General features: G+C 47.0%; 17 protein-coding genes and 2 pseudogenes. 15 read left to right on the top strand and 4 right to left on the bottom strand.

The window, feature by feature from the left end:
* Positions 1 to 20 precede the first annotated feature (20 nt).
* Positions 21 to 401 (bottom strand): hypothetical protein, encoded by a 381-nt coding sequence (locus I8U17_RS14510; RefSeq protein ID WP_198056293.1) that lies wholly within the window; start codon positions 399 to 401, stop codon positions 21 to 23.
* 432 nt (positions 402 to 833) lie between these two features.
* Here I8U17_RS14510 and I8U17_RS14505 point away from each other — a divergent pair, with 432 nt between their 5' ends.
* On the top strand, positions 834 to 1,823 hold the full coding sequence (locus I8U17_RS14505; RefSeq protein WP_198059661.1) for an ABC transporter permease subunit: 990 nt from the start codon (positions 834 to 836) through the stop codon (positions 1,821 to 1,823).
* The gene (locus I8U17_RS14500) at positions 1,816 to 2,760 is read left to right on the top strand and encodes an ABC transporter permease subunit (protein ID WP_198059660.1); all 945 of its coding nucleotides are present in this window, start codon (positions 1,816 to 1,818) and stop codon (positions 2,758 to 2,760) included. The genes I8U17_RS14505 and I8U17_RS14500 overlap by 8 nt, the downstream gene beginning before the upstream one ends.
* Positions 2,761 to 2,935: 175 nt before the next feature.
* Here the strand turns inward: I8U17_RS14500 and I8U17_RS14495 are convergent, their stop codons facing one another.
* Together I8U17_RS14495 and I8U17_RS14490 are read right to left on the bottom strand one after the other, a co-directional pair.
* Positions 2,936 to 3,352 (bottom strand): DUF1259 domain-containing protein, encoded by a 417-nt coding sequence (locus I8U17_RS14495; RefSeq protein WP_198059659.1) that lies wholly within the window; start codon positions 3,350 to 3,352, stop codon positions 2,936 to 2,938.
* A 323-nt stretch (positions 3,353 to 3,675) separates the two neighbouring features.
* Entirely contained in the window at positions 3,676 to 4,347 is a 672-nt protein-coding gene (locus tag I8U17_RS14490) for an SOS response-associated peptidase (RefSeq protein WP_198056297.1), read from the bottom strand.
* A gap of 399 nt (positions 4,348 to 4,746) precedes the next feature.
* Here I8U17_RS14490 and I8U17_RS14485 point away from each other — a divergent pair, with 399 nt between their 5' ends.
* The 11 genes and pseudogenes from I8U17_RS14485 to I8U17_RS18430 form a co-directional block, all read left to right on the top strand.
* The gene (locus tag I8U17_RS14485; RefSeq protein ID WP_198059658.1) at positions 4,747 to 7,107 is read left to right on the top strand and encodes a radical SAM protein; all 2,361 of its coding nucleotides are present in this window, start codon (positions 4,747 to 4,749) and stop codon (positions 7,105 to 7,107) included.
* Between the two features lie 111 nt (positions 7,108 to 7,218).
* Positions 7,219 to 7,347 (top strand): hypothetical protein, encoded by a 129-nt coding sequence (locus I8U17_RS18610; protein ID WP_255517856.1) that lies wholly within the window; start codon positions 7,219 to 7,221, stop codon positions 7,345 to 7,347.
* Between the two features lie 60 nt (positions 7,348 to 7,407).
* Positions 7,408 to 8,700, top strand: coding sequence for a macrolide family glycosyltransferase (locus tag I8U17_RS14480; RefSeq protein WP_198059657.1), 1,293 nt, complete (start codon positions 7,408 to 7,410; stop codon positions 8,698 to 8,700).
* Between the two features lie 34 nt (positions 8,701 to 8,734).
* On the top strand, positions 8,735 to 9,451 hold the full coding sequence (locus tag I8U17_RS14475; protein ID WP_198059656.1) for a nucleotidyltransferase family protein: 717 nt from the start codon (positions 8,735 to 8,737) through the stop codon (positions 9,449 to 9,451).
* 452 nt (positions 9,452 to 9,903) lie between these two features.
* Positions 9,904 to 10,881: a type III-B CRISPR module RAMP protein Cmr1 gene (gene cmr1, locus I8U17_RS14470; protein WP_198056301.1), complete on the top strand. Its 978-nt coding sequence runs from the start codon at positions 9,904 to 9,906 to the stop codon at positions 10,879 to 10,881.
* Entirely contained in the window at positions 10,878 to 12,755 is a 1,878-nt protein-coding gene (gene cas10 / locus I8U17_RS14465; RefSeq protein WP_198059655.1) for a type III-B CRISPR-associated protein Cas10/Cmr2, read from the top strand. Before cmr1 ends, cas10 begins: the two co-directional genes overlap by 4 nt.
* The gene (locus tag I8U17_RS14460) at positions 12,752 to 13,942 is read left to right on the top strand and encodes a type III-B CRISPR module-associated Cmr3 family protein (RefSeq protein WP_198059654.1); all 1,191 of its coding nucleotides are present in this window, start codon (positions 12,752 to 12,754) and stop codon (positions 13,940 to 13,942) included. Before cas10 ends, I8U17_RS14460 begins: the two co-directional genes overlap by 4 nt.
* Positions 13,939 to 14,787, top strand: a complete 849-nt coding sequence (gene cmr4, locus I8U17_RS14455; RefSeq protein ID WP_198056304.1) for a type III-B CRISPR module RAMP protein Cmr4 — start codon at positions 13,939 to 13,941, stop codon at positions 14,785 to 14,787. Before I8U17_RS14460 ends, cmr4 begins: the two co-directional genes overlap by 4 nt.
* 1 nt (position 14,788) lies before the next feature.
* A complete protein-coding gene (gene cmr5, locus I8U17_RS14450) occupies positions 14,789 to 15,259 on the top strand; it encodes a type III-B CRISPR module-associated protein Cmr5 (protein WP_198056305.1) in 471 nt (156 codons plus the stop codon).
* Positions 15,246 to 16,090, top strand: a pseudogene (gene cmr6 / locus I8U17_RS14445) (type III-B CRISPR module RAMP protein Cmr6). Before cmr5 ends, cmr6 begins: the two are co-directional and overlap by 14 nt.
* Positions 16,091 to 16,209: 119 nt before the next feature.
* Positions 16,210 to 16,419: pseudogene (locus I8U17_RS18430) on the top strand (manganese catalase family protein); the annotation flags it as partial.
* Positions 16,420 to 16,562: 143 nt separating this feature from the next.
* Here I8U17_RS18430 and I8U17_RS18850 read toward each other — a convergent pair.
* Positions 16,563 to 17,060 (bottom strand): transposase, encoded by a 498-nt coding sequence (locus I8U17_RS18850; protein WP_198059651.1) that lies wholly within the window; start codon positions 17,058 to 17,060, stop codon positions 16,563 to 16,565.
* 175 nt (positions 17,061 to 17,235) lie between these two features.
* Between I8U17_RS18850 and I8U17_RS14430 the strand changes: the two genes are divergently transcribed.
* Both I8U17_RS14430 and I8U17_RS14425 read left to right on the top strand, forming a co-directional pair.
* Complete coding sequence (locus tag I8U17_RS14430; RefSeq protein ID WP_198059669.1) at positions 17,236 to 17,643, top strand: YjdF family protein; 408 nt, start codon at positions 17,236 to 17,238, stop codon at positions 17,641 to 17,643.
* Positions 17,644 to 18,086: 443 nt separating this feature from the next.
* On the top strand, positions 18,087 to 19,022 hold the full coding sequence (locus tag I8U17_RS14425) for an aldo/keto reductase (RefSeq protein WP_198056308.1): 936 nt from the start codon (positions 18,087 to 18,089) through the stop codon (positions 19,020 to 19,022).
* Positions 19,023 to 19,162: the final 140 nt, after the last annotated feature.

Here is a 19,162-nt window from a genome sequence, read left to right as displayed (position 1 = left end):
AAGATCAAAACACACATGTATCATGCAAATACTGCTTCTTTTGTGAAGCAGACTAGTTTTGCCGTGTATATGGGTTCATTTGTTTTCTTATCAATGAATGTCTTGGTATAGATAAAGTGGTAGCCGACTAATCGGTCAGGCAAGACATAATCTTTTACGTCAAAAGAAATCAGCGTACCCACGACATAGGCATGCACATTACGCCGTCCGTTTTGGATGGCTTTTCGTTTTCCGGATTCGCTTATTTTGAATTCGGTGTTTTCCAGAACCAGCTGATCCGCGTGACCTAAAATAAGGCCTGTCGAGTGATCGCGGATTGACCACAAACCGTTACGCAAATTCTTGTAGACGTCCACTTTCTGACCGATCTCAACCTTCCGGTCATTATAAGGTTTAAACATCAGCTTTCACCTGATCATTTTCCTGTCACTGAAGTTTTCTTCCTGGCAGCCGGCTTTTTTTCTGTTCTCATCGATCTTGTTTAGTATATCCATGTATACTCATTGCAATAAGCATAGGAACATCATGTGTAAATTCGCCGGCCAGAAAAAGGCGGTGTTCAAGTGTGTGTTTTTCATTGATTTTCGTCAGGAAGTCATATTTATATTTTTTTGAAATATTCGGTGAAAAATATTCAAATCTGCGTTAATCTGATATTGATCCATTGTGAAAACTTGTTGATTGGAAATAGTTGCCGGTCATTATGCTAACCAAGGAACTTTACCCGATGGCTCAATGATTTTTGCTTCCGTTTTTACACACTTTACCGTTGTCCGGACCGGGCGATATTTTTATTCGGAGTATGCAAAAGAGTTAGAAGGGAGAGAAAGAAATTGTGGAGCAAACGCCTTTTTACACTGCTGCTATTTGTGTTTGCCGTTCTGTTTATTGCCGCATTGCCCCAACTTATTGACATGTTAATATTTGGCTCCAGCCACGATGCCATACTGGGCCAATCAACAGGTAAAATTTCTCCGTCCCAAGCCTTCGCCTCGATGTTTAGCAAGATTGCCAACTATATCGGAGGGATTCCGAGCGGAAAAAGCTTCACCTATCAGGCTTATCTCTACTATAACTCCAATTCGCACGAACAGGTAACAGAGACGCGCAATTTTTTCACCGATACACGATCCTTTATGGTCTTTTCAGCAGTCAATATGGTTTCAACCAGTCTGCTCGCCCTGCTGTCAGGAACATTCCTTGGTCTTTTCCTGGCTCGTTCCGGCATCTTGATCCGGACACTTCTGGAATTTATGGCGATCATTCCGGATTTTGCCGCAGCCATTTCCCTCCAACTTCTGGTTGTGTTTATCTTCCAGCAGACCGGCTGGCTGGTGGCAGAGGTGAATACAACCGTTTTTGGCACCGCTTATCTGTTGCCCTTTCTGACTTTATGTTATTTGCCTTTTACATATATGATGCGGATGGTCGCCCTTCAAGGGTACAAAGTTTTGACAGAAGACTATATTTTGACAGCCAAGTCCAAGGGGCTGAAAAAATGGACGATCTACGCCCGGCATGTACTCCGGAACGTTTTGCCCGTGATCAAAGCGGATTTGTTCCGAATCGCCTCGATCATGACCGGAAACCTGGTAGTGATTGAATATCTGTTTAACTCCCCGGGTATCACACGCTTCCTGATCCCCAGTCTGGACCGGAATTTGGAATTGAAAACAGCCCTGGTTTATCAAAAGCCGAATCTGTTTAATCAATATCCGGTCATGGTGAATTCACTATGGAGTTTGATCCTGATCTTTTTCATCACCTATGGCTCCATGCGTTTAGCCATGTTCGGATTGGAACGGGGGTTCGCCAATGACTAAGCCTGCCCACGAAAAAATATACCTTTGGAGCGGCCTGATTTTCCTGACAATCTTTGCTGTGATGGCGATCATCGGACCTTTTGTTGCCCCCTACTCGCCGAAATGGGAAAAACCGCTCGATTTCAAAGGTTCGACTCCGATCACCGCCCCCTCCCCTCCGGATCATGAAAACTGGTTTGGTAAAGATCAAAGGGGACGAGACTTTTTTTCGTTAATGCTTTACGGCTTAAGGCAAACGCTGGGCTTCGTCGTCATCATTTCTCTGGTGCGTGTGACCATAGGGGGAGGGATTGGCGTTTGGATTGGAATGGCCGAAAAAGGGGAAAGAGCGAAGTTCCGATTTTTCAAGAGAAAAAAACATTCTTCAATGACCGGTTTCATGGGAAGTATCCCGACCATCATCTTGCTGATCATTTTGCTCTCCGCCCCGACCAAGTATTTTTCCTACTGGGTATTGGTCTTTGTACAAGGTTTCATCCTGGTATTCTTCGGAGTTTTCCCCGTGGCATCCACCATTGCCGAACAGACACGGCAACTTGCCGGTCGCCTCTCTGTGTTGGTTTCCAGAGTAATGGGCGCATCCAAAAGCTGGTTGATTCGCAAACATATTTTGCCGATGTTGAAGGAAACGTTCATGATCCTCTTTGTTCAGGACCTGATCTTAGTGCTAAACATACTTGGTCAACTCAGCCTGTTCAAGATTTTTTTGGGCGGCACAGAAATAAAAGCGTATAATGCCGAAGAGCTCAAATATTATTCCAAAAGTTTCGAATGGGTAGGACTGATCGGGCAAAACAAGGATTGGGCGATGTCTCACCCATATTTGGCCTGGATTCCGCTTTTGACTTATTTTCTGCTTCTATTGTCGTTTTTTTTGGTTTTGAAAGGATTGGAAGCCCGATTTCAGCGGATGTACAACCGATATCCGTATCTTTGATCATTGCCGAATTTCTGTCGAGATGAGGGTGGGGATTTATGTAAAAGAATAAGCGACCTTGATACGGGGCCGCTCATTGATTGCAAATTCCAGGGGGATTTGATTTTTATGCCGCTGTTTCTGCCATGCCCATAGGTCACTTATGGAGGCAGGAGGGGGCAAGATCGCGGCGTCCCTAACCTAAAAATGCAATGGATTCTTTCGTTTTCCTGGCAAATTCGATGGGATTATCTATCGCTTGCCAATGGATGTACATGATACGAGGATTTTCAAACAACCAGTGATTATGAAGTGCCGTGACTGTAATGCCTCGTTTTTGAAGATTGGAGATTAATCGATTGGCCTGGTTCTGAAAAAGCCCTGTCTCACCCAAACAGAGCGCCCGGCCTGATCGATCAAGCGATTCAAATGAAAAGAGTTGAAAACGAACCAAAGGTGATTGCGAACGTCTTCCAAAGATTGTCGCATTCAGCTTCCTGGGCCTGCTGACAAAACAGACCGGGCCTTCAACGATTTCATGTTCACCTCCCAAAATTCTGGCAAATTGATCACAAAGCCTTCTAAATTGCGGAGTTACCTTTACTTGTGCCATTACCAAACCCCCTTTCGCATTTCGGAAATATTATATGGCCCCTCGGAATGAAGAGATTGTATGAGTATCTATGACTCGTCGCTTTGGATCTTTTCACGTCGGTCAAGTATATGAAGCACTTGACCGGCAAATCCGACGAGCAGAAACGGTGAAGAGAGGGCCGTTCGTTCATGCCCGAAATATGAGAGAAAAAGAAAAACGGCGAAAAGGGGGAAAGCCTTAAATCATGTGGTTGGAGTTTCAGAACAATAGTTTTAGAAATAAACAAGTAAAGGTATATGTAAACGACCCGCCATGCCCCTTACGAAAAAAACTCCCAATCCTCAGGGAGTTTCCTTTAAAGGCTCAATAATGGCAGGATGATCATTTTTGGGGGAATTCACCAGTGTGGATACGGCATAGGACTCCATTTCCCCGGAAGGGTAGGGTAAGAGCAGGGATTTCAGGTATTCGGTATCCGTGGAATCGGGGTTCAGCCATAAGTCATAAGCGTCTTCCGGTAAGATCACCGGCATTCGATCATGAACGTCTTTGGTCAGGTCATTTGGTGTTGTTGTGATAATGGTGCAGGAAAACAGCGTGTTTTCTCCTTTGCTCCAACGATCCCAGACGCCGGCGAAGGCAAACGGTTCGCGATTTTTTAATTGAAAGCGAAAGGGTTTCTTCTGAGCTCCTTCTTTTTTCCATTCATAGAAGCCGTCAGCCAGGATTAAACAGCGTTTTCTTTGGAAGGAATGCCTGTATGAAGGTTTTTCATGAATGGTTTCGGCCCGGGCGTTGATCATTTTGTATCCGATTTTGTGATCTTTTGCCCAGAATGGGACCAATCCCCATCGCATTGGTTTGCCGACCCGATTCGCTTCTTCTTGAACTACGGTAAGGATGGTTTGACCGGGGGCGATGTTGTATCGGGGTTGCATTTCATCAGCAAAGATAAACTGAAACTTCTCTTTTAATGTTGTTAAATCCGTCGATAATGAAAAACGGCCGCACATCTAAAAAAACCCCCTGTATCACCATTTTGACTTCTTTTTCATTATATCATTCCTTCAGACCACACGATTTGCTTGGAAGAGTGACCAAAAATTCTTCCATGACCTTTCAACTTTTGTTTATCATCAGTGGACACCTTTGACTTTTTCATGAGGAGAAGAGGCTCGGTAAAATAAGCCGCCCGCCAGCTGAGGAGGCAAGATCGCCGATATGTTTACAGAATAATCTGAAATGTATATAATTAAAACAAAAATATTTCAACAAAAATTGAAAAGAGAAGTTTGATAATGGCAGCAAAGCTGATGATTGATTCCGTGATCGTCAGCTTTTGAAATGACCGTGCTGTAAAGGCAATGCTTGAAGTTCATGGAGACCGGCTCATATGCAAGGAGGGGGAAATAGTGCAAAAATGGGTAAAGTCTCAAATTGCGTTTGTTTATATGAACGTAAAAGCAAACCGGTTCCTTGAGGCGGATTACCAGCTGGATCTCGGTTATATAAGAGCATTTTTAAGAAAAAACGACATAGGAAGTGTTCAATATATACAAGATGAACTGTTGTCACTGATGGAGGTGGTTGATGAAATTATCTCTTTGGGAAACGAAAATATAGTATTTTACGTTGATGACCGTAACTTTCGCATATCCAGAATCATATCGGATGAAGTCAAAAAGATGGAGAAGTCCTTCAGAGTGGTATGGATTGGACCCGCTGCTGCCAAACATGCAAATATTTTGTTTGAGGAGACTCTGATTGATATTGTGATAACAGAGAATTATGAGCGGAATATACTTAAATTGCTGGAAGAGAATTTTGAGTTGCGGTACAGTTTGCCAGGCGTTTACGCCCGAAGTGATCAGTCGATCGGTGCAAAAGTTGCAGACAGAAAAGAGGAAATATCGGAAAACGGAAATCTGCCGTCACCGTACATCCATCGAATCATCCCTGTGGAAAAGGCTTTCGACTTGGGGATATTTGTCATTCGGGATGAGGCCGGGGGAACCCGGAAGGTCATGCGGATGCCGGACAGTATTATGGAAGAGCTGGATTTTATATCAGTAAACAGCGATGCACAAGACAGACGATTGATGCTCCATGCTGAAAACCTGCTCTGTTATCCCTGCCTTGACGAATTGCTGAGTTTACTGACCAAACGGGCATACCGTTTTCCCCTTGCTTGCAGGATTGCTTTTTTCAACTTGACTGAAGACATCTTGAACAGGTTGGTCTGTGCGGGAATGAAGCATATGGAAATCACCATAAACGGTCCTGCAAATTTAGAACGGCTGAACAATCGGATTCAAATCTTAAAGGAACTTTCAGCGGAATCTCCTTTAAAAATTTCCTTTCAGATTGATGTTAATGGTTTCAAGGATAAAAAAGTTGCCGAAGATATTGTCAAAACGATTTTGGACAGCAATATTCCCCTGGCCGGAAGCATCCGGTTTTTAAATCGTTCCATTGAAGAGAACGCTGTAACGGAAAAGAAGCCCATTTCCGGTGCATTGGAGAGCTTTATGGTTGGGTTGCACGGAAACGACTCTGATCTGCGGGGGTCAGAAAGTGAGCAACTTCTCATCGACCGATACATGTCTTACATTACCGGAATTTACCGCAAAGAAAATCCGAATGGATATGCAAAGCTGATCGGTATTGCGAAACCTTGCTTAAACAAAGATGAAATGTCAGAGTTAAGTGAACTCGTCTCTGTGAACAATACCTTCATTTTCGAGAATGACGGTGTTGTCAAGCGGGAAAATGGCACGTTTGACAGGATCATAGATCAGGCCGGGAAGGCGGGCTTGTACCTGATTCACATTTATAATGCGGTTCATGACGGGAAAAGAAATTGCATCCATTTACAGCTTGACGATTATTGCAGGAGTGAGCCTTTGACGATAAAGCAGGGGTTTTACAGAGACGCAGACTTCGATGATGCTGAAGAGTTCCGGGTATTGGAAATCGGATGCGAGGAGGACTTGGAGGCGTTTCTGGCGGATGTGGATTATTTCATAAACACGGGAACATTTGCAAAAGGGTATTTGGTTCAAAGCTATATCACAGATTCATGCAGATGGATGGGAGCGTTTCAGTGTCAGATGCATAAATTGCAGCGCTTCCGGTTGAACCGTGAAAATGAAATCATACCTTGCAGAAGCTGCAAGACCAAGATCGGCTCTCTGGGGGATATGCAATTCGATCTTCTTCAGAAATCCTGTGTTTTGGTGGAACAGGAGATCCGGAATCGCAACTGCGCTTCATGCGAAGTATCGGATGAATGCTCCAAATGCGTGATGCTTCCTGAATTCATGAGCGTTGACCAGTACTGCCGGATCAGGCGAGAACGGCCATATATAAGCTGTTATATGAATACGATGAATACACTGAGAGACTTGAAGCGGCATTCACAGCTGTTTAAAAATACTTCGGTAAAAGATATCAAGATTTCGAACAAGTATTTTTCCCATTACCTGCCCAATTCAATCCCGGGTGGAGAGAGAAGCTGTTTTGATGACTCCATATATATGTTTTCGGTAAGGGATGTTCCCGTGATATTTCATCCTGCGTCAGGGAAGATCCTGAAAATGTCAGCCCACCTTGCTGAAATAACGGAAGCAATGATCAAGGGAATCACGGTCGAAAATCTCAAGATTCATTTGATGAAGAAGTTTGGATTGGGTCATGAGGCTGCAGTTAAATCCATTGAACAGGTGGCAGAATTATTCACACAAGCAGGCCTGTTAAGTAAGGCTGTCATATAATCCCGCTTTTGAGGCAATAGCAACTTCGCCCGTGAGGCAACCGCGGTATACATGCCCCCCGTCCCCAAGAGTCTTTGGCCGGAGCTGATTCAACGGAGGAGAGGGTTTCCCATGACTGAGAAAAGCTTGACTCTCGAACTGGAAGAGATTGAGACATGTGAAAAATTGCAGGAGGATACAGAGGATCAGGCTGTTAACAACGGTTCCCTTCAGATTGTCCACATGCTGTATGCCAAGTGATTTCATGGTTTTCATCCCCCGCGTCCTGAAGATGTGATTGCATAAAGGAGCAGAGGAATGATGTCTAAAGTTGTTTTTTTCACATTGCCCCATTTTGGACATGTCAATCCGAATCTCGGGTTAATCAGTGAATTGGTTGCAAGAGGTGAAAGTATTGTATGCTATTCGGGAGAACAGTACCGTGGAGTGATAGAGAGCACCGGGGCTGTGTTCCGGGCATTCAGCATCAACTGCGAAGGTGTTTTTATGCGCCATTCCAGTCTGGTACGCAAACTTTTCACCACCGATACAGTGGAAGAAAAAATCAGGTTGCTGCTTTCATTCAGTGAACTCAATCTCAAATTTAACAGGGCGGTACATTTGAAATATTTTGATGAGGTGATGGAGGAAAAGCCGGATTATATCCTCTATGACAGCTATGCTTTTTGGGGCAAGACCATTGCGCAGAGGCTTGGCATACCCGCCGTCTGCTGTGAATCAGCCTTGGTGGTTCCCGGTTCGATAATGAAGACAGACATAGATTATATTTTGAAATATGTACTTGAATTTACGGATGAAGAGATTGAAGGAGTGAGCAGAGATGAAATATCAAGGCAAATAAACTGGCAATTCAGGAGAATTGATAAAAAGTACAATATAAAGGGATTTAATGTATTTGATTACTACGCCTCTGATCAGCTTAATATCGTTTACATCACCAAAGAATTGCAGCCCTTCAGCGAACATGTGGACGAGCGATACCGGTATGTCGGATTTGAGGTTTTTAAAGCCGGAAATCAAGATGCTTCTCCGTTGACAAAAAAAAGAAACCGGCCTCTCATCTACATATCGAGAGGAACGATGTTGTACGAACGCGATTTTATGCAATTTTACGAGATCTGCACAGAGGCTTTTGGAGGTTCTGACATGCAGGTGCTGCTGACCACCGGGGGCAACATAGACGAAGGCAGGTTTGCAAAAGCTCCGGAAAATATAACGGTTAAAGGGTTCGTGCCTCAACTGGAAGTGTTGTCAAAAGCAGATCTGTTTATCACGCATGGCGGGCTAAGCGGCGTCAGGGAAGCTCTTTATTACAATGTCCCGATGATTTTATGTCCCCATAGCGCTCATCATTTACAGGTTTCCAGGCAGATCGAAAGTTTGGGTGCGGGGATTTTCCAGAAGCACAACGAGATCAATGCAGATCGCCTGAAGGATGCGGTGAACAGGGTCTTAAGCGATGCCAATTATAAAAACAATGCCGCGCGTCTGGGCCGTTCGCTGAGGGCGGCCGGCGGGGCGGTCAAAGCGGCGGAAGAAATCTTCAAAATGAAGGACAACGGCTGGGAAACAAAAGGGGCATCATGCATTTGACTTTAAGTCCTTCCGGCAAAAGAGGTGGGCGTTTTTGAAAGCGTTGATTTTAGCGGCTGGGAAGGGAAAACGGTTGAATGATCTGTGCAAAGACAAAAATAAGTGTATGACAGAGGTAAAAGGCAAACCGATCATCGAACATATTTTTGAAAATTTGCATAAAATCGGCTGTATTGATGAATATGTTGTTGTAGTGGGTTACAAGGCTGAAAGCATCGCCGGGCATTTTGGAAGCAGCTTTAAAGGAGGAAAAATTCAATATGTTTATCAGCCTGAACTAAACGGGGTTGTCAGTGCAATCGAATGTGCCCGGCCCATGTTGGAAAAACATGATTTTTTGCTTCATCTCGGAGATGAATATATGTTCAATCCGAAACACAGTGAAATGATTGACCGTTTTCATGCTGGCAATTATTTTGCCTTGCTGGGGACACTGACGGTTGATAACCGGGAATTGATAAAAAAGACATACTCCATACAATGCAATGAGCATGATCGTGTAACCCTGCTTGTCGAAAAGCCGCTCCATCCCTTCAACAATTTGATGGGAACCGGCAATATTGTTTTTAATAATGGAATTTTCGATTATATAAATGAAACACCGGTTAATCCCATCAGGGGTGAAAAAGAACTCGTTGATTTAATTCAAGTTGCTGTAAATAAAAATAAAAAGGTCGGCATCTTTGAAGTGGCAGAGGATTATATCAATTTAAACACGGTGGATGAGTTTAGGGCCATATCATGTTTATAGTGTTAAGGGGCTGAAAATCCTGCCGGTCTCCTGTGTTTTGGAAACGGAGATTTGGCAGGATTTAAATTTCTACTGCTTCGTCTTATTGAATTTTTTATTTGTATAACTTAGAGAAAGATCGATAAAGGGTTTTGTTGTTTTTTGTAGAATAAATTTGTTGTTTTAATTTCTTTTTCAGGGAGAAGGAGGGGATGAAACGGAGGTTTCTGTCAGTCGCCGTTTGGAGAACAAGCGGAGGCCAAGGTTGAAATTGCGATTTTTCCCCGTATTGGCGGTTTTCTTATTTTTGTTATTCTCTTTATCATTTATGCGAAAGAGTGGATTGGAAAAGAGGAAAAAGATTTCGTAAGCAAATATAATTGGACTTTATTTGCCAACACACCGGCAATTTTGTTTGGACACATTTTCACCTGCGTATATGCAACGATACTGAATGAAAGGAGGGGCAGCCGGTGACCCTTGCCAGGATCAAAGCAAAGTTCAAGGAAGTGACCCCGCTTAATTTGCACGGGGCGTATTCCAATGAAACAGAGTTGCGCATCCCTTCCATCAAAGGAGCATTGAGATATTGGTATCGGGCGGCCTGTCCCGGTTATCAGACATCGATTTATCATGACATCACCAATGAAGAGTGGCTGTTTGGCGGGGCCAGGGGAAAGGCGGGGCAATCCGCTTTCTTGATGAGAATGGCGAAGAAGTCAAAGGATCGGTTTAATCGCATGGAGTTTGAACTGGAATTTCTCCTGCGCCCTCTTCCGGCCGATAAGGTCACGCCGGATTGGAAGGGACTTCTGTCCAGCATCTGGCTGCTCGGTCATCTGGGCGGGCTGGGTTCACGCATCCGGCGCGGGTATGGGACAATCGCCCTGGAGCAGTGGGATGTCGAGGGGAATCAAGCGATAAGAGAGATGATGAAGGAATTGCCCATCGCCCACGGGGCAACATCGCAGGCGGAATGGGAACAGCTGCTAATGAAGGGTTGGCAACGGATTTTGAAAGACGGATATCGCGGGACGAAAGCGAAACAGAAACATCTCATACTGGATTCCCAATCCGCCCTGTACATAGACCGCAATGGGACGGACAAAGAAGAGATTGCGCTGTATAACGGGATCAGCCTGATCCAGGAGTTTCGTTCTGATCACCCAAGGGACGGGATGATATTCGGAGCACCGATGAAAACAGCGGGAGGGAAGATCGTGCCGAAAGGGTTCAATCGATTGCCTTCCTTGATCTGGCTGCGGGTGTTCCGGATTGGCAATCGGTATTACCCTGCCTTTTTGTTCTTGTCGTCCTCGTGTTTCCCGCATTTGGAGAGGCAAATCTCGAAGAAAAAGAGACAACCGTATCCAATGGATGCAGATCGGGCCATCCAAGTTTTTAAGGAACGGTTGAAAAAAGAGAACCGATACCGGGAGGTGTGGGGATGAACAGGGAATTTCATTTTTCAATCGGCCCGGTACAGGGATTTGTTGCCCAGTCCCGGCGCTCTCGCGATTTGTTGGCCAGCTCTTTTCTTCTCTCCTATCTGGCCGGTTATGCGATGGCCGATGTGATGGCCCAAGGCGGGCAGATTGTTTTTCCAAAAGTGGCAGAAGATCCAATGATGTTGGCAATCAACCAGGTGATGCGGAACGGCAAAGCAGACAAGGGACCATGGATCGGTTCACTGCCCAACCGTTTCAAAGCTTCTGTCCCTGACCATTTTGATCCCAAACAGTGTGAAGCGGCGGTTCATCATGCATGGGAAAAGATCGCGGATGCGGTTTGGAAGAAAACCGTGGGCAATGTAAAAGATTGCGGGTTTGATACTGAGACGATTTGGAATCGCCAAGTGAAAAACTGGTGGGAGATTACATGGGTGATGGCAGAAGATCCGCGTTTTCTGGATTACCGCAAATATTGGCGAAATTATATTCCTGCGGACGAACCCGGTGACAAATGCACTTTGCTTCCCCGTTTGCAAGAGTTGTCAGGTTATGTTCGTGCCAAGCAGCGAGAGAATCAGAATAAGTTTTGGAATAAATTGAGGGAATTCCTGGGCAAGCAGTATTCGTTGGAGCTTCAGGAGAAAGAACGGTTGAGTGCCATCGGTATGATCAAACGCTTTTTTCCCCATGTGGCAGAAGAGGCAATCGGATGGCCGTGGCCGGATGAAGCGATTCACTTTCCGTCAGTGTCGTACATGGCGGCGCATCCCGGATTGATGAAGGCATTGGAGGTTTGCCCGGAAAAGGCAGAAAGTTATGCTGTCGAGGCGAGAAAGCACAAAGAGATTTATCCCGTTCCTTTGGGAAAACATTTTCCGGCCCTGCAGAAGAAAGCCAAAGAAGCAGGGGCCGAAACATTGATCAGGATTAGTGCCAACGCGTTTTATCCGAATGAATTGGAACAGATTGAATCCGAGGAGAGGCGCAGGCATTTACAAAACCGATTGGCTGATTTGACAAAAGAGATGGGTGAACCTTTTGGTTCGTATTATGCGCTCCTGTTGATGGACGGAGACCAATTGGGCAACTTGTTGAAACATTGCGCAGAAAGAGGGGATGAACCCAAAATCAGCGATGCATTGTCTCTTTTCTGCGACGGTTTGGAGGAATTGGTGCGCGAACATGAGGGAGTCACCATTTATGCCGGCGGAGATGATGTGATGGCATTGTTCCCTATGGATCGGGCCTTGCCTGCAGCGGCGGCGTTGGTTCAAAAGTACCGGAACTCTTTTCGTCACGTGTTTTCCGGGCAGCAAGAAATTTGGGAGAAGGCCACTTGTTCCACATCGATCCTCTTCGCGCACAGGAAAACGCCGCTGAAAGATATTTTGCAGGAGGGACACCGCCTGCTCGATGATGTGGCCAAGGATGGAACGGGGCGGGACAGTTTGGCGGTCGCCGTTTGGAAAAGCTCCGGAGTGACGCTGACTTGGTCTGCTCCCTGGAATACCGTCATCCGGGATGAATCGGGGACAACAGTGATGGATGAGATCATCCAAACATTGCAAGGAGAGGAAAACGGGATATTCTCCGGCAGTTTTTTATACAAATTGCAATCCGTTTACGAGTCTATGCCATCGCTCGGTGAGCAGCACCGGGAAAAAGTGAAACGTCTCATCACCGCCGATTATGTACGGATGACCGGCATAAACGACAAAATGTCCAAAGAAGCAATGCAGGAACGGATTGGGCAGTTGCTCCAAGTCTGCTTTGCAACCAAACGCAAAGGGAGAGAGATCGTGGTGACGGACGAGTTTCGGGCGGACGGGGCATTACTCGCAAAGTTTCTGGCACAGAAAGGGATTGAAGAATGAACAGATGGATATGGGCATTTCGGGCGTTGGACACGTTTTTTTTCCGGGACGGCACTCCGTTCCACGCTGAAGAGCCGGGAGTGGCGCCGCAAGGAGTTTTCCCTCCGCCCATTTTCACGCTGCAAGGGGCGATTCGTGCGGCGATGGCCCATTGGAAGAGTGGATGGGCTCCCGGGAAGGATTGGCCGGAAGAGCTGGGAAAATCTGAGGAAAAGGGACTTACGGAAGCGGAGAAACGGCGGAGGTGGGCGATGCCGGACGATTTGGGGCAACTTCGTCTTGTGGGTCCTTATCTCCGCATCAATGGAAAAAAATTTTATCCCGCACCGCTCATTTTGATCGGAAGAAAAAAGCAGGAAGAGATGAAGGCGGATTGGGAACTCACCCGTTTGGTGCCCGACTGTTTCGTCCATGCGAGCGATCTGGGAAAAGACGTATTTTTTCCGGTTCCCGAGAAGATCATCCCAAATGGCCGGTTGGTGGAAGGATGGTTGGACAGGGAAGGGATGGAAGCCGTGTTGAGTGGGAAGGTTCCCGCTGCTGCCGGCTCGATCCTTTTGCCTGAAGAGAAATGGAAACCGGAGCGCCGGGTGGGCATCAAGCGGAACAGACAAACCCGGACGGCCGAGCAAAGCTATCTCTATACTTTGACCCATGTGCGTCCGGATCGGGAGGTGGAGGTGGTTGTCGAGGTGTCCGGTCTGGGAGAGAAATGGCAGCCGACGGGTGCGCAAGTCATCCCTTTGGGCGGAGAAGGGCGGCTGGCTGAGGTGACGGTGGAGTCAGCAAAAGGAGATTCTGATTTCCCGCGCATGCCCGATTCATTCTCCGTTCAGGGTGACACCTTGCGCTTTACCGTTTCTTTGCTCACCCCGGCCAGATATGTCGACATGGAACAAGCGGTTCGCCATGGTCCGCCAGAGATCCGGGCTGCCTTGGAATCCGCCCGCTGTGTTTCGGCCAGTATCGGAAAGGCGATTCAGGTGGGCGGCTGGAATGTGAAGGTGAATTGGCCGCGGACATTGCTTTCCTTTCTCCCGGCGGGAAGTACCTGGTTTTATGAAGCGCCGCTGCGGGAGTCGGCCAAGCTGTTTGAGTTGCACGGGACTTTGACGGGAGAACTTCAATCATATGGCCTGGGGCAGATTGTGATCGGAACTTGGAATAAAGGAGGAGAATCAATATGAAAGGATACATGTTGGGCATGTTGGCAGAGACACCGATTCATCCGGGGGCAGGACAAGTGTACAGTGTGATCGATCTGCCGGTCGCGCGGGAGAGGACCACTCATTATCCGATGATTCCAGGTTCAAGTTTGAAAGGAGCTTTACGTGACAAATTGGAAGAGGAAATGACCGGACAGGATCATCGTCTGAAACAACTGTTCGGGAAGCAAGATCAGGCCGGGGCGTTCAGTGTGACCGATGCCCGCCTTTTGCTGTTGCCGGTTCGTTCGCTCACCGGGCATTATCGCTGGGTGACGTGCCCGTATCTGTTGCAGCGTCTCTGCCGCGATCTGCAGTTGATCGGTGTTTGTGATAAACAAAAAATACCTTTTCCACTTGACTTTTTCGGCTTGCAAAAAGAGGAAGCCATTGTGGAGGACACAGGGGAGAGTACGATCTTTTTGGAGGAGTTATCTTTCAATGTAAAGGTGGAACCGGAGATCATCGGGCAGCTGATTCCCTTTCTTACTTCCTTGATCCGCCACGAATTCATGCAATCAGACGTGGTGAAGCGTCTTACCATCATCCATGATGAAGAGTTTGCCCACTTCGCCCGTTACGGGCTGCCCGTCATGTCCCGGAACAAGCTGGAGGACGAAACCAAGAAAAGTGAAAATCTTTGGCAGGAAGAAACGATTCCGCCGGATTCCCTCTTCTACACCCTCCTGATCGCGCGGAACGGGAAAGAAGAAGTCATCGAAGAGCTGGCCGACCATTTGAAGGAAAACGTGTATCTGCAAGTGGGAGGAAACGAAACGGTCGGCCAAGGCTGGATGGTCACAAAATTGATGGGGAGAGTGGGATAGGATGGCACTGTCACAAGAGCGGACACGGGAACAGACGCTGGATCAGCAGCGTGCGGCCTATTCACTGGAAACAGTGGATGATGTTAAACAGAAGGTGGAGCAAAAAAAATCTCAAGAGGGGGATCAAGGTGATGAGTATGCCGGTTATGTGGTTAATTTGGCCGGAAGCATCCTGATCAACGGATTGGGGCAAGCGTTGGCCCAGTTGCGTGCGGCCGCGAAGAACAAAAAAGATGATCCGCATGGATGGCTTTACCGTCATGTGCACTTGTGGATCTGCGAGAAGCATCCCCATTCTCCGTTTCATGGGAAAAAGGATCTGCTTCAAGCCCTGATGACGGGCAGCCGCCAGGAGTATCAATGGGCCTTGACGGAGACCATGGCTTTTTTGGAATGGCATCGCAAGATCGCCGTAGCCGAACTGAAGAAGATTGACAGCGGCGGCGGGGAGGAAAAAAATGACGAAGCGTAATTGGAATGAGACCTTTCTGCCTTTATACAATCGATTGTCTGTTGCATACAGCCTCACAGAATTAAAGCAGAATCCTCATGCCGGGCTGTGGTATGAGAAATTTTGCCATCAGTGGACATGGGATACGGATAAAAAGACGGGGGAGATCATCGGGGTTAAACTCGATAAAAATAAACGAAAATGGATTGAAACCGTGACGAAGGCTCCGGTGGGGGATGAAAAAAGAATTTCGCAATCGGTAGAGCGGCTGAAGTGGTTGGTTCAGGAGAGAAAAGGCGAGTTTTTTCACATGAAAACCACGTCGCGATTGATCCCCGGGATGGGGCGTTCTCATCCGGTGGAAAACGGGATCATATGGCATCCCACCTTGGGCGTGCCTTATCTGCCGGGTTCCTCGGTTAAAGGGTTGGTGCGGGCTTGGGCAACATCCTATGCATCGGAAGGAACAGATGAATGGCGGGAAAAGAACGAAATTATCTCCCGCATTTTCGGTCCGGAAGAGTCGGACAGACGAGCGGGAAGTGTCATTTTTTTGACGCGTTGCCCATCCGCCCGCTTCAGTTGGAGATGGATATTATGACACCACATTATCAGGAATACTACAAAAACCCGAAGCAAAATTCCCCGCGCGAGTGGGAGTCACCCAATCCGATCCCTTTTTTGACCGTGGCGGAAGAGCAACCATTTATCTTCGCGATTGCTCCCCGGCGGTTAAATGACAAGCATGATCTGGATAAAGTGATCAACTGGCTGAAAGAGGCATTGGTGTGGATCGGTGCCGGAGCCAAAACCGCGGTCGGTTATGGCCGATTTGAGGAAATAAAGATCTGAAAATAGCGTCGCCGGTCGGGAGTGGTGCGAAAAACTCCAGGGATCGGCGACATTTTTTTCTCGCAGATTCATGTGTTTTCTTGCTCCGGCCAAGGTTTGAATAATGGCCTGAAGGGAGGGATATCTCCAAGTATCCGGAATGCCGGAAGTATATGGATCGAGGCTGGCATCATGCCCAATTTAATTTCCGAATGGACGACACTCGAATCGCAGAAATCTTCCGAGGTCCTGCACCCAGCAGATCGGGAGGCCCCCTTTCGGTGGAACCTCCGCTTGAAGGGGATCCGGTTCCAGAGTTACCTGAAATTCCGACAGAATTCAGTCCCGGTTTTTTTGCAGATACTCAAAATCAACCTTGGGCTCCGCTTAATCAAGGCAGCCCAGCCATATTCATGCTCTGTTTTCCTGTGAACAATCTCCCTGGCAGGGAAGCTCGAGGTTATTGACAAACCCGGCAGAAAAAAACGCTGGGTTAAATAGAAGAAAATAAAGAAGAACGGACGGCAAAGAAGGGTGCTCCTATGGGGCCCTTGCTCATCCGGAAAAGGAGCAAGGTCATTTTCTTGATGTTTTGGCACATGGCAGTAAGGAGAGATTGCTCTGTAATTCTGGCAAGCTCCCTCATCCGTGCATGGCGAAGTTCGTGCAGCTCTTTCCCATCCGCAAACCTTCGCCCAATCGTCTCTTTCCTCTGTTTGTAAAGCGTTTTTCCCCGTTTACTTAACCGGTGCTGACGAACCCACTCCTCGGTATCTTTCCATACATGTCGGTTGACGGTTTTCACATGGTTTTTCGAGCGGGGGCACCGGGATAAAAACGGGCAATTCCGGCCTGTTTGGGATCGGTTGTACTCGCGGGATCCTTTGCAGTTGATTGCGGTAAGTCTGTTCGTGTTTTTCCGGACATAAGTAAATATCAGGCATACGTTGTATTTGAAACTTCCTTGCCGATGGCAGTGGGTTTGAAACATTGATAAAACCATTGACAAAATGTAAAATAAGGGCTGTCAAATAAGGGAATGTAAAAACACGAACCGGTTGGTAGTCCGGTTGCATCGGAAACGGAGATTTCCGGTGTCAGTAACCTTCCCCCCTCGGGATGTCCATCATTCCCTTGGTGAACGTACAAGAGGGGGAGCGATGGAAATGAAACTCACTGTTTTTTTCAATGGCCAGTTTTGGGTGGGGGTCATCGAGCAATGGGATGGGAACCGGCTGAAAGCGGCTCAACATATTTTTGGCACCGAACCCAATGATGAAGAAGTGATGCTCTTCGTCCAAAGGAACATGCTTCACTTGATCGCGGAAGCCAAGGAACACGTTTCCGTCTGCCGTAAGGAGAAAAAGGCGAATCCCAAGCGGTTGGCGCGGCAAGCAGCGAAAGAAATGAAACAAAAAGGTGTTTCCACTTACGCGCAAATGGCGATAAAGCAAGAGTATGAAAGGCGCAAACAAGAGCGCAAAAAGTCGGCGAAAGAGCGAAAAGAAGAGCTGGCCGTGAAAAAATGGGAGTTGAAAGTGCAAAAGAGAAAAGAAAAACATCGCGGCAGATAAAATCGAGTAGAAGTGGGCGGCTAATCCCCCCTGGGGGTTTGCCATCCATCCCAAGTTCCCTGACAGGGGAGCTTTTTTTATGTCCGCCGTAATTGATCAAAATAGCGGGAGATGATGACGAAATCGGCCGATGCACCCTGTGGGGGAAGTTTGTGAGGGACTCGGGCGATTGACAAACATCGCCTGGGAAGATATGATGTGGTCGTATAATTGTATGCACATGCAATTATATTGTCGGCATTCACGGCGCATATAATCATGGGTAAAGTTTTGCGGCTTCTGACTGACAAAGCGGGGTTGATCAGAAGCAGCCCCGGTTTGGGGAGTTGTCCGTTTTGGGATCATCATTGGATGGAATGTTGATCAGCGCCCGTCAATGAATGAGAATGCCTGAATACCTTGAATGAACAACATACCACATGAAGGAAAGGGGCTCACAAAATATGAAGCATGCAATTATGAAAAAAGCCGGCTTAAAGGTATCGCGAATCGGTCTGGGAACCAACGCCGTGGGTGGATATAATTTATTCAGCAATATTCAAGAAGAGAACGGCAGAAAATTGGTATATGAAGCACTTGAGCAAGGGATCAACTTTTTCGATACGGCGGATGCCTACGGGTTTGGCCGTTCAGAAGAGATTTTGGGGGAAATTCTGCATGATCAGCGGGACAACGTTGTGATCGCTACCAAAGGCGGAATTGAAAAGCTTGACGATGGAACGATCCGCCACAACAACAAGCCGGAATATCTGCGATCCGCTGTGGAGAAAAGCTTGAGGAGATTGAGAACCGATTACATTGACTTGTATTATATCCATTATATCGATCCTGAAGTGCCTCTCGCCGAGTCCATCGGTGAATTGAGCCGTTTGCGGGAGGAAGGGAAGATCAAAGCGATCGGCGTGTCCAATGTGGATTTTGGCCAACTCCGGGAAGCAAATGCCGACAACCATGTCTCCGTTGTGCAGTTGCCTTACAATATGTTGGATCGAACAGCGGAAAAAGAGCTTCTTCCCTATTGTGTGGAGCATGGCATTTCCTTTGTTCCATACGGTCCGTTGGCGTTCGGCATCTTGGGAGGGAAATACACCCGTGATTTCGTTTTGGAAGACGGGGATTGGAGAAAAGATGTTGCTTTGTTTGAGCCTGCCAACTTCCAATCCATTTTGCACAAAGTGGAGCAATTAAAGCAAGTGGCTGTGGAAAAAGAAACGACTGTTGCCGGTTTGGCGCTGGCGTGGCTGTTGGCGCAACCGGGAGTGGACACTGTTATTCCGGGCGGCAAGAGACCGGAACAGGTGGCGGAAAACATCACGGCGGTTCAGGTGAACTTGAGCGGGGCCGATCTTGAACGCATCAATCAAATATTGGCGAACTGACTTCATTGCAAAGACTGGAAAAAGGCGTCGATTGCGACGCCTTTTTTGAGGTTGTTGACAAAGAAGGTCAACAGCCTTTTTTGTTGAAAAGGTATAAAAAAACATTCCGAAGGAAGGTTTCTATGTTCAGGACGAATTCA

The organism is Thermoactinomyces sp. CICC 10521, from assembly GCF_016055135.1.
Lineage (GTDB): Bacteria > Bacillota > Bacilli > Thermoactinomycetales > Thermoactinomycetaceae > Thermoactinomyces_A > Thermoactinomyces_A daqus.
The sequence above is the reverse complement of the archived record's forward strand: the minus strand, read 5'-3'. Positions and strand labels throughout refer to the sequence as shown.